The organism is Desulfobacter sp. (assembly GCF_050177295.1).
The window spans coordinates 1-10727 of the sequence record NZ_JBFXHE010000126.1; the positions used below are offsets into that span (position 1 = coordinate 1).

The 10727-nt window shown below is 41.0% G+C and carries 11 protein-coding genes and 1 tRNA gene; 6 read left to right on the plus strand and 6 right to left on the minus strand.

Annotation, left to right across the window (positions count from 1 at the left end; genetic code table 11):
- The 3 genes from AB7U36_RS10715 to AB7U36_RS10725 all read left to right on the plus strand — a co-directional run.
- Positions 1-259, plus strand: a 259-nt coding sequence (locus AB7U36_RS10715; RefSeq protein ID WP_428159769.1) for a DUF72 domain-containing protein, incomplete at its 5' end; no start/stop codon positions are given.
- 477 nt (positions 260-736) lie between these two features.
- Complete coding sequence (locus AB7U36_RS10720) at positions 737-2032, plus strand: ammonium transporter (protein WP_004071425.1); 1296 nt, start codon at positions 737-739, stop codon at positions 2030-2032.
- 157 nt (positions 2033-2189) lie between these two features.
- Positions 2190-2265: transfer RNA gene (locus AB7U36_RS10725), tRNA-Phe, on the plus strand.
- Between the two features lie 26 nt (positions 2266-2291).
- On the opposite strand, the gene AB7U36_RS10730 is transcribed toward AB7U36_RS10725, so the two are convergent.
- From AB7U36_RS10730 to AB7U36_RS10750, 5 genes are all read right to left on the minus strand, one after another.
- On the minus strand, positions 2292-3386 hold the full coding sequence (locus tag AB7U36_RS10730) for a tyrosine-type recombinase/integrase (protein WP_428159770.1): 1095 nt from the start codon (positions 3384-3386) through the stop codon (positions 2292-2294).
- Positions 3387-3593: 207 nt separating this feature from the next.
- A complete protein-coding gene (locus tag AB7U36_RS10735; protein ID WP_428159771.1) occupies positions 3594-3980 on the minus strand; it encodes a hypothetical protein in 387 nt (128 codons plus the stop codon).
- An 11-nt stretch (positions 3981-3991) separates the two neighbouring features.
- Complete coding sequence (locus AB7U36_RS10740) at positions 3992-4198, minus strand: DNA-binding protein (protein WP_428159772.1); 207 nt, start codon at positions 4196-4198, stop codon at positions 3992-3994.
- A gap of 62 nt (positions 4199-4260) precedes the next feature.
- On the minus strand, positions 4261-5862 hold the full coding sequence (locus tag AB7U36_RS10745; protein ID WP_428159773.1) for a DNA methyltransferase: 1602 nt from the start codon (positions 5860-5862) through the stop codon (positions 4261-4263).
- Between the two features lie 260 nt (positions 5863-6122).
- Complete coding sequence (locus tag AB7U36_RS10750) at positions 6123-7097, minus strand: hypothetical protein (RefSeq protein WP_428159774.1); 975 nt, start codon at positions 7095-7097, stop codon at positions 6123-6125.
- 295 nt (positions 7098-7392) lie between these two features.
- Here AB7U36_RS10750 and AB7U36_RS10755 point away from each other — a divergent pair, with 295 nt between their 5' ends.
- From AB7U36_RS10755 to AB7U36_RS10765, 3 genes are all read left to right on the plus strand, one after another.
- Positions 7393-7695, plus strand: a complete 303-nt coding sequence (locus AB7U36_RS10755; protein ID WP_428159775.1) for an HU family DNA-binding protein — start codon at positions 7393-7395, stop codon at positions 7693-7695.
- Positions 7696-7697: 2 nt separating this feature from the next.
- Positions 7698-7940: a YheU family protein gene (locus AB7U36_RS10760; RefSeq protein WP_428159776.1), complete on the plus strand. Its 243-nt coding sequence runs from the start codon at positions 7698-7700 to the stop codon at positions 7938-7940.
- Between the two features lie 306 nt (positions 7941-8246).
- Positions 8247-9347: a pentapeptide repeat-containing protein gene (locus AB7U36_RS10765; RefSeq protein ID WP_428159777.1), complete on the plus strand. Its 1101-nt coding sequence runs from the start codon at positions 8247-8249 to the stop codon at positions 9345-9347.
- A 218-nt stretch (positions 9348-9565) separates the two neighbouring features.
- Here the strand turns inward: AB7U36_RS10765 and AB7U36_RS10770 are convergent, their stop codons facing one another.
- Positions 9566-10225: a hypothetical protein gene (locus AB7U36_RS10770; protein WP_428159778.1), complete on the minus strand. Its 660-nt coding sequence runs from the start codon at positions 10223-10225 to the stop codon at positions 9566-9568.
- Positions 10226-10727: the final 502 nt, after the last annotated feature.

Consider the following 10727-nt stretch of genomic DNA (forward strand, 5'->3'; position numbering starts at 1 on the left):
ACTGGATATTGTTACCAATCCCCGGCTTTTCTACCTGCGGCTGCACGGCAGGAACAGCCAGGGGTGGCGCTCCGGCAACATGCAGAAACAATTTGACTACAATTACAGTGACGCCGAGCTAAAGTCTGTTGTCGCAACCATATCCAACACCCTTGGCCCTGCCGCAGACATAGGTGCCGTTTTTTTCAACAATCACCTCAGGGGGCAGGCGCCAAATAACTGCCGACAGTTGATCAACATGCTTAGGAGCCGGTCTTAAATAACTTGCTTATTTTGCTAAATCCTCCCGGGTTAAGTTATTTCGGTCACATGCCTTAACCGTCAGCCAGGCGTGTCGCATATAACAAAAGATCACAATTATGTAGTTTCATGTTCCGCCTATTTTTTTCAAAATTTATAATAGCCCCCACATCCAGTTCGAAATTTGAGATATATAGAAACACTTAAGGTGTGTTGGTAAAAAACAACATTTTTGTACCATAGTTTGATGTTTAATTCGACATTTTTGTGGATTAAGAAAAATTTCCTATTTTTCAAGATATTTTGTAAGAAACAAAATCTGATATTTTTTCTTTTAATTTCAATATATTGCCCCAGATCTATCACTCGGTAAAATATATTTGGTATAACATTTGCTAATTGTTAAGAACAAATTTGTTGATTGATAAGTGGTTGCAAAAAAAATTATTCTTTTGGGAATTAACCATTATCTTATTTAACCAGAAATGAGGAAAATATGATGTTCAAACACTGTATACTTACCATTGTCTTGATCATGTTCAATGTATGCCCGGCCCTTGCCGGAGAAGGCACCATTGATACCGGAAACACCGCATGGGTAATCATGTCCACGGCCCTTGTCATGATGATGACGCCGGCCGGCTTGGCCCTGTTCTATGGCGGTATGTCACGATATAAAAATCTGCTGAACACCATTGCCATGACGCTTGTGGCCTATTGTCTGGCATCTGTGGTTTGGGTGGCCTGGGGATATTCGCTGGCCTTTGGAGAAAGCGACTCTCTTCTTATCGGCAATCTGAGTCATCTGTTTTTATCCGGCATTGACATTCATTCTGTATCAGGTTCCATTCCCACCATAATTTTTGTTCTGTTCCAGATGACTTTTGCTTGCATTTCCATTGCCATCGTGCTGGGTTCTGTGGTGGACAGAATGAAATTTTCTTCCTGGATACTGTTTACCATCCTGTGGATTACATTTGTTTATACACCTGTATGCAACTGGGCATGGGGCGGGGGGTGGATGCATCACCTACATGCCCTGGATTTTGCCGGAGGTAACGTTGTTCACATCAATGCCGGTGTATCAGGCCTGGTGCTGGCACTGGTCTTAGGCAAACGCAATGGCTATGGAAAAGAAGCCATGATTCCTTCCTCTGTTGCGTTTACTGCACTGGGTGCCGGGCTTCTGTGGTTTGGCTGGTTTGGTTTTAATGCGGGCAGTGAACTCGCGGCCGATGGCGTAGCAGCATCCGCATTTATGGTCACCAACACGGCAGCATCTATTGCAGGACTTGCCTGGTTGTTCACTGAGTGGAAGATATCAGGGAAGCCCACGGTTCTCGGACTTGCCTCCGGTGCGGTTGCGGGTTTAGTGGGTATCACACCGGCAGCGGGATTTGTCTCCCTTGGTGGCGCATTTGCCATTGGCACAGTTGCCGGTGTTTTAGGATATATAGGCGTAGCCGTAATCAAACAGAAACTTGGGTATGACGACTCCCTTGACGCCTTCGGCATCCATGGGCTTTGCGGTATCTGGGGTGCCCTGGCCACAGGTCTTTTTGCCACACCGACAGTTACGGAAGGAGCGGTCGGGCTTTTTTACGGTAATCCAAAACAATTGGGGATCCAGCTTATTTCCGTCATCGGCACGGCAGCCTTTGCGGCGATTGCCACTCTGATCGTCATATATATTACCAAAACACTCACCGGCGGAATCAGGGTGGACCCGGATGAAGAGCGGTCCGGTCTTGATAATGCCATCCACGGTGAACGCGGTTTTGAAATTGAATAAAATTGAATAGGATCACGGGTAAACCATAACATCGTCCTGAACCCATCCCCAAGATGCTAAAGCCCCCAAATTTTTCTTTTCGGGGCTTTAGCTTTCAACATCTTTTAAAAAAGTGTTGACAGAAGCTTAATTTTTGTTTAAATCCAATACCTCATGAGCCCAGGTAGCTCAGTCGGTAGAGCAGGGGACTGAAAATCCCCGTGTCAGCAGTTCAATTCTGTTCCTGGGCACCATCCAAAAGCTACGAATAAAGCGGCTTTCAGTGGGTTTCACTGGAAGCTTTTTTTATTGGTAAATCGGTGACTGTGCCCGTAATTGTGCCCATCTGATTTTCCAGATATTTTTCTTGCTTTCTGGCAGCCATCATAAGGTCCTCTTCACTAACAATATTGTACCGTTCAAATACGGATCTTGTTTTATGGCCCGAAATCATCATTGCCACCCTTTCCGGGATGCCGGAACGAACCATATTTCTAACGGCAGTCCTACGAAGATCATGAAAAATCTTATTTGGTATCCCAGCTTTTTTACAAGCTGACACCCAAGAGCGTCTAAAAACTTTTATTTTCCCATCCCCGTTTCTGTTTGGGAAAACATAAGGAACAATTTGACCACCTATTTTCTGTAGTTTCCTTTGAATATCAAAAATTGCCAAAAGCTCATCATCCAGATAAATAGTGCGGCCTTCCTTGTTTTTCGTTGTGCCTATTTCCAGGCACACCACCCTTTTCTCCAAATATACATTAGACCACTTCAGCCCGGTGATTTCAGACACTCTCCAGCCGGATTTATAGCCAAAAGTTACAAAACCTTTCAGATATTCAGGCATACAGGACCGGAGTGCCAGAAACTCATCATGCTCAAAGAACCCCGTTCGGACATTGTTTTCTTCCAGCATTGATATGTGCGGCACTCTGTCAACAAGCGGCGGGGTCTGTTGTGCTCCCAGATTCAGCATTCGTTTCAAGGCTGACAATTCCCGGTTGACTGTTGCGTTAGATGCGCCTTCATCAAGACGGTATTCAATGAATTTATTGATTCTCGGGGTTGTGATCTGCGGAACACTAACCCGTTCAAAAATCTTCATCAAATGATTGACGCTTCTTTCGGCTTTCACCAGCGATTTCTTTTGGTTGATCCGATAATCCCGCAAAAACGCCTCTGCCAAGTCTTCAAATAAAACCTTTTCAAACTGTACCCCAGGAACTTTACCCTGGGCGATTTCACCCTCCCTTCTGCTTAAAAGTTTTTTGGCTACCATCTTTTTGGTGCTGTCGGAACTTTCCCGATAACACTTCCCTTGCCTGTAATACTTAATCCAATAAACATTTCCGCGCAGATAAACGCTTCCCATATTATACCTCCATCGTGCCTTGACGGGCTCAAGATGGAAACAAACATGATAGTGCCAGTTTTATATCCTAAGTTCATATGCGGCACTATCATATATTGCATCTTTTTAAATCCCATTTGATTATTGTTTGGTCAAGTTTAAATAAAAATACCCTGAAAACATACGCCTTCAGGGTATTAGCTTGAATTTTATTTAAAACAATTCCTTTTAAATCAGGGTTTCGAGCTGTTTAAATAGTTCAACCAGTCCGCTATCGTAGTTGAGACTTTTTTCCATGGCGATCTCTTTTTGATCTGGACTCAAATGACCGATTATCGATGACATTAGGTGACATAACGAATTCATTTCAACCATATCTTCTATGGTTTCTTTAAGTTCGGATAAATATTGTTTAATCTGGTTTTCATTTAAATTGATTAAACAAACGCCATCTTCATTCAAAGCAGGTTTATTTGTATCGTCAAAATAGCTTTCTTTTATTCCTTCTAAGCAATTTTCAATTGCCATATGTTCTTCAACACTATTAATATTACAGGAGTGATCTATATTTATTTTTTTACCTGTATCTGAATTACATATAATGGTATTTAACATTTTGTATCTCCTTAATTTTTAAATTTATTTTTTTCTATGAAAGTTTCGACATCCTGGTGATCTACGAACTGTTTTCGGCCAACCTGGACATATGGCAGTTGACCATCCCAGATTTGACTCCGCCAGAACCATTCGGTGGCCCCGATCAGGGTGACAAGCTCTTTGATCGAGTAAAGTCTTTTCATGGGCACAGTCTGGGCACATAGAGTTGAAGACACTTGTCAATCCTCCGTCTTGAGAGGAGCGAAGGATACACAATCCCTCGCTCCCTTGGTTAAAGTTAGGCGTATTCCAGTTCTTTTTCTTGTTTGGACAGAATTTCTGCGACAGCTTCCGCCATCCCATCTGACATAATTACCTCTGCTTTGGCCTCTCCAGGCTGGTTTGCCTCAAGTTCTTCAAGCAGTCTTTTTGAGTACTCAGTTAAAGTTTCCTTGGGTTCAGAATCTTCACTGGTAAGGGTCCCTTCCAGTTTTGCCGCAATAACATCCCGGTAAAGCGCCTCTTCCCGCTCGTATCCGATTCCTTCCCGCCCCAGTTCCCGGGCCACTTTAATGGTGGTCCCACTGCCAAGGAAGGGGTCAAGAACCGTTTCGCCGACAAAGGAATACATTTTGATCACCCGACGGGCGAGTTCCTCGGGGAAAATAGTAGGATGCCCTTCGCTTTTCCAGACCGCTGGTATAGTCCATACGCTGGGGCTGTATCTGGACCATTCCTCTTTGGTCAGGGTAGATGCAAGACTTGCTTCTTCAGAGGGAGCAACCCTCTCCCCTTTTTTTCTAAAAATATAAACAAAGTCATGTCTCTTGATATGTCGATATGTGCTGTGGACAGTATCCGCAGAAAACGCCTTAGACATGTCCTTGGTATGTGGAGTCTGATCTTTTACCCAGACAATTTTGTCTTCCAGGAAAACGCCGTGTATTTTCAGAAAAGCCTGATATTTGTGAATCATGAGCTTAACGTGAGGATATTTGTCGTTACCTCTGTTCCCTTTGAAATTATGGATATCATCCACATTCAGGGCAATAACCCCACCGGGGGCAGCTACTCTGGCGCACTCTCCCATTACCGCTTTAATATTCTCCAGGTGCTCCTCAAAGGTGTAGCCTTTTTCATATTCCATTCCCACAAAATACGGGGGGCTGGTGAAAATGCATCCCACGGATTCATTAGGAAGCTCTGACATATCTTTTGAATCTTTAAAATAAACTCCGGGAACAACCTGGACCGGGAGATCCTTTTTACCGACATATTTCCTTGGTTCCTTGGGTGTAAGGTGTCTACGAATGGCATTTTGAAGTTGATTGGCTGACCATTCGTGATCACAAGCCCTTTTCGCCATACGGGTCATTTTCTTCAGATCCCCGAGTTTCAGAAGCTCTGCACCATGGGCCTTTGATAGACTGCCGGATGCAATCTGTCCTTGGACATCTTTGGGCAGATCAAGGAGCTTGACTTGTTTTGAAATATTGGCACTGGAACCGTACCCCATGATTTCAAGATCACGGAAGGAGTAGCCAAAATCATCGCGCATTTTTTTCATGTGCAGGGCGATTTCAATTTCATTCAGCTGGCTGCGTTCCGTGTTCAAGATGAAGGATTTATGAGCGGTGTCCGCATCTTTAAGGTTTTCGTAAAGGATGCAGGCAACTTCAGTCTGTCCCATTGCCTTCAGAGCTTCAACTCGTCTCCAGCCGTCAACGACATGGTATTTATCTTCTGCCCCCTTAACCACCGTGATGGGGGTCAGAAGGCCGTCATGCCTCAAGCTTTTAATTAAGGATTCCAGGTTGCCTGATTCTTTCCTCGGGTGGTTTGGGTCCTTGATCAGGGTTTCGATTTTAATCATTTCCAGTTTCTGTTCTTTGTTTTCCATGTTTGTTCCTCCGTTTAAAAAAAATGTTTGGAGGGCCGGCCCTTTCGGGTTTTGTTCTTGTTCCGCGGAGAACATAAATGGAAGGTACCTCTTTAAAGTATTGAGAAAAATTACAAACAAATCACAGCAGTTTGATTGTAGATTGTTTTTTCTAACGGGTTGTTTAAAAAGACAAAATCCCCGCTAAAATTAACGAGGATTTTATATTTTGTGGTTTATTTGGAGTTTAACCACAATGAAATTTTATTGTGTGTTGGAAATCAAGAACCTTTCTTTCGACCTCTTTTATCACTATAAATACCCTTCAGCCAGTTTCTCCATCCACTATCACTCTCCGGAATATATTCCTCTTTCCCTTCATAAGACTTTTTAAATTCATCTGTTTTGAGTATCTCTGGCAAAGTAATGTCTGGATTTTGATCTACGAGTTTTTGTGCTGTAGCTCTACAACACTGTATTACCATTTGCTTTGGAGTGATTTGGGCATTTTCGGAGGGAGCATCAGGAACATTTACCGCAGATAACTCTTCATTATTAATAATTTCAGGTGGGGCGCATGGCTGAAATTCGTATGCGTCTTCACCAAGGACATAGGCCTCGAAACCACCAGCTTCTTCAATAGGTGGCGTCAGTTTTCTTGGTTTTCGGTAATCCTCAATAGCATTTAAGGCTGTGCTTAATCGAGTTTCAATGGGATTATTTCTATTCCAATCGATAAATTTTCTACATTTTGGAAATTCTTTACCCAACTCTATCATTGTACGGACATATTCCCTGCCTTGATGGCTATACATTGAAGTTTTTTCGAGGAATGAATCGAAAAAATCCCTAATCTCATCCATACTGGAGCTGGAAAATGAAAAACAGTTAAAATTGTGTTTTTCGATGTTCTTGAAACAAACGAGGCATGGCAATGATTCGGCTGGAATATCCATATACCTGCAAATCATATCGACTTCAAAATCATTTAACGCTGGCTTGTAATCGTTTCCGACTATTTCAAAATACTCCTTGTAATCTTTGGTTGTTGTCCACGTTATTGGGGGAGTATCGACAATTATACAAGATATGTTTTGTGTTTCATGGTGTATTTTTTCAAACTGTCTAATAATATATTGTCTAAATTCCATATGCTCTGTTTTGTACAGGATTATTATGTTGAAAGGGGGAGCAATCAATCTTTGATAGGTCTTCATGAACCCAATAATGTCGCTGAAGTTTCTGATTGGAAGCATGTGAATCCTTTCATTTAGATTTCGTTTGGGTAGATGTAGAAATTTCTTTTAACGGCTATTCAACCATTTCTTTATCAAGATTGTTTCATCAATGAAACCATCTTGTTGAATTTAATATCAGCAAAAAATGGGGACGATGGCAAGAATTTAGAATTTTTTTTCGAATAGAGAAAGTCACTTTTTTGCTGCGAAACATTGAAGTATCCGTATACGGACGGTTTAATTCCGAGCTTGATAATTCCCCCGGAAATCGGTAAAAGTCCGTCTGGCAAAAATCATTTTCCAGGAGCAACACATGAACAAACTCGAACTGATTCAGGCCGTTAAAGACAAAACAGGGTTGAGTAAGCAGGAAGCCATTGATGTGGTAAAACTGTTCTTCGACAGCCTCACCGAAGCTATGATCAACGGGGAGCGTATTGAAATTCGGGGATTTTGTTCTTTCTTCATCAAGGAATACGCTGGCTATACCGGCAGAAACCCCAAAACAGGGGAAAAGGTTCATATACCTGCCAAAAGATTGCCCTTCTTCAAACCGGGGAAAGAGCTGCGGGAGAGAGTTGACTATCAGACTGGTACTACCAGCCGGGGTAAATAAAAATGTCGGCTTTAATTATCCCGTGGGACCAATTGAGCCCGGAAGCCCTTCAAGGTGTCATCGAAGAATTTGTAACCAGGGATGGCACGGACTATGGTGAGGTTGAAATGCCTTTAGGCACCAAGATTGCCCAGGTGATGGCCCAGCTCAGGTCTGGCAAGGCCGTTATCGTTTTTGACCAAGAAACAGATTCCGGTACTATTTTGAGAAGTGATGATCCTTTGGTGAAGGTACTGGAGGGGTGAGCTTTAGTTGGGGAAGTACTCAGGGGATTTATTTTTGTTATGGGCAACAATGCTTTTGGTAGTGGTGGGGGTACTGGGCAGGGTGGGCACCTCACAAAGATACCAAAATTAACAGCCTGCATTATATTAAAAAAAATTTAAATGGAAAACTTTGCGAATCATCTCTAATGATGATAAGAATTTTTTTGCTATTCTAATTTTTCGAATGTTCTCCCGTTCGATAAAGGATATTGAAAATATACAGAATCACACATTTCATTATTTGAATTTTATACGCCCATATATGAAAATTATAATGTCAAAACAATGACTAACAAACTTGACCTTCTTTTTTTTAGCATTATTCGATGTGGTTTGCAAAAAGCATATATTTTTGTTTTCTATTGCTTACAAAAAATATATTGGTTTGCCTTACATCCCAAAAAAATATTCTACTATTTCTTTATGGAATTATCAGGCTTTCGTGCTATATGGTATAAGTTTTTCCCTCCTTCCGCTGCCGAAAAAGAAAAGCCTAACTACAGGCCACCCGCAACAATCGGGATCTGGTTTTTTAGCCTTTATTTTGCTCTTTTAGGTTTTGCTATTGCACGGTATGAAGGACAATTAGATCGAGCTGAATTTAAGTTCAATACCCTGACAACAGAAATAGCCGCTGGAATGATTTTTGATTCTGATATTGTAAAGGAAGTAGGACAAACACTTATTCCATATGAACCAAAAGTAGATTTTTGCTGGGAAGGGCTATTATCACCGTGGTCATATTTTTGTAAACCCATTATACAATCTCTATTATCAAACGATGCTTTCTACAAACGATTTGTCATTAGAAATAAAGAGAAATTAATAATAGGTTACAAACCAATCGCCTCTGCTGATGAATTTGTACTTATGATGACAGAACTTTGGAAAACCAAATTGTGTAATGCCAATCTTTCTAATATTGACCTTTCTAATGTTGATCTCTCTAATGCAGAACTTTCAAATGCCGATTTTTCTAATACAAATCTTTCAAATGCAAAACTAATGAATGCAAATCTTTCAAATGCAAATTTTGATGGGGCCAAACTAATTGATGCAAATCTTATAAATACTAATTTAACAAACGCTGAATCTTTTTCTGGCAATTTTTATAAGGCCAATTTTTTAAGTGCCGACCTTTCAGATGCCAGTTTTATAGATGCCAATCTAACTGATGCAAATCTTACAGAAGCCATTCTTTCCAATACAGATATAGGTGGTGCAAACCTTTCAAATGCCTGTCTCGAATATGTAAAATTTTCAAAAAATCCAGAGCAACAATTTTCCCAAGTAAAAACACTGTACGGAATAAAAGGGTTGCCTCCTAATCTCGAAAGATTGCTTAAAAAAAATAAACCTGAATTATTTATTCAGCCAAAAGAATAGTAGCGCACACTTCTTTTCAGTCAGTCCCTCCTCAAATGATTTTTTCCGTTTCATCAATGAAACAGTTCACAGCACCTCGGAATGATTTTTGTGCCCAGACCACTTGGGCAGATCATCCTGGAGTTCGATTGCCCTTGTACCATAGAAAATATGGCAGGTCGGTTTGAATGACTCCGGCATGATCAACGACAATTATTTTCCCCTTTCTGTGTTAATTGCTATTGTTGGGGCTCAATTTCTAATTGCAAATAGGGGTTTTGTTTAAATGCACTTTTCCAACAAAAGTCGCAACGAATTGTATATACAATAAATATTAAATTCGTTACAGCACATAGTGAGAGAGAAACTAACTCTATTTGTCCAAATTTAAATGACATAATACCGAACACAGGAAAAAACATTGTGCAAATGATTGATGAAAAGATACACATTGGATGATATAATCTCATAATCGATAATATCTGCCCGTTTTCATCTTCCCTTTCTGTTTTTAGAAATTGATTGTTATAGGCGACAATCGCGATAAGGGTAAAACCAGATAGAAAATAGAACCAGACATGCGTTCTTTCACAAGCTAAATTCTCGATTATTCCAAAAAGCGTTATTCCAAAAAGAAAGGGAACTAAGGAGTCTACATAATTCAGGACCCATTTGAAGGCCACTGTGCTCATAGCGTATTCATGCCATGTAATAATAATGGCTTGGAAAGACAGAAGCACTTTCAACCAATAAAGAAATCTCCTCCAATCACTCCCATATAGGTATTCATCCTTAATCTTGGACAACAAGTAACCAAAAGCAAGAGATGCTATGATACTTATTAAAGTGAGGTAAAAACTTGGTGATGCATCTTTTACTTTTTGGCGAAGTTGAACCATAATGTCCTCCCTGAATGTTAATTGCATTCTATATTATTCGTATTTAAGATAATGCCCAAATATGGAAATAAGCAAATTCTGTCTATTGTTTTGGGTGTAACGATCTAAAGCCAAAATTCAACTGAAGAATATCCTTACCCGGCCAACTTATGCAAGAAAAACATGTTCTTTTGTGATCTTGGCCTAAAAATCAGCTTACCTTTAACACTGGAGCATAATCGTTTCCATAATCCGGCTATTTGTGTTTGGCAAACCAATTCTGGCACCCAAGAATAGAAACTCTTGAATAGGGGCATGGCGGGCCTTAAAATCTTCCATCATTACCCCTGCATCAGTCAAATGAATTCTGCCCCAGGAAGTCCCAGGGCAGAAGCCGTGTCTCTAAATCACCCTCAAATACCTCGGCCTTGGCTTTACAACGGGGTAAGTGGTCTGTTTGTCTGGATCATAGAGGAACTGTTTGCCATATTCATCGGTCATCATTTTGTACATTCCGACCCCA

Bases quoted from the DNA above. Each gene is read 5' to 3' on its own strand.
- AB7U36_RS10720 (WP_004071425.1), top strand. From the start codon at position 737: ATGATGTTCAAACACTGTATACTTACCATTGTCTTGATCATGTTCAAT.
- AB7U36_RS10730 (WP_428159770.1), bottom strand. From the start codon at position 3,386: ATGGGAAGCGTTTATCTGCGCGGAAATGTTTATTGGATTAAGTATTAC.
- AB7U36_RS10735 (WP_428159771.1), bottom strand. From the start codon at position 3,980: ATGTTAAATACCATTATATGTAATTCAGATACAGGTAAAAAAATAAAT.
- AB7U36_RS10745 (WP_428159773.1), bottom strand. From the start codon at position 5,862: ATGGAAAACAAAGAACAGAAACTGGAAATGATTAAAATCGAAACCCTG.
- AB7U36_RS10750 (WP_428159774.1), bottom strand. From the start codon at position 7,097: ATGCTTCCAATCAGAAACTTCAGCGACATTATTGGGTTCATGAAGACC.
- AB7U36_RS10755 (WP_428159775.1), top strand. From the start codon at position 7,393: ATGAACAAACTCGAACTGATTCAGGCCGTTAAAGACAAAACAGGGTTG.
- AB7U36_RS10760 (WP_428159776.1), top strand. From the start codon at position 7,698: ATGTCGGCTTTAATTATCCCGTGGGACCAATTGAGCCCGGAAGCCCTT.
- AB7U36_RS10765 (WP_428159777.1), top strand. From the start codon at position 8,247: ATGACTAACAAACTTGACCTTCTTTTTTTTAGCATTATTCGATGTGGT.
- AB7U36_RS10770 (WP_428159778.1), bottom strand. From the start codon at position 10,225: ATGGTTCAACTTCGCCAAAAAGTAAAAGATGCATCACCAAGTTTTTAC.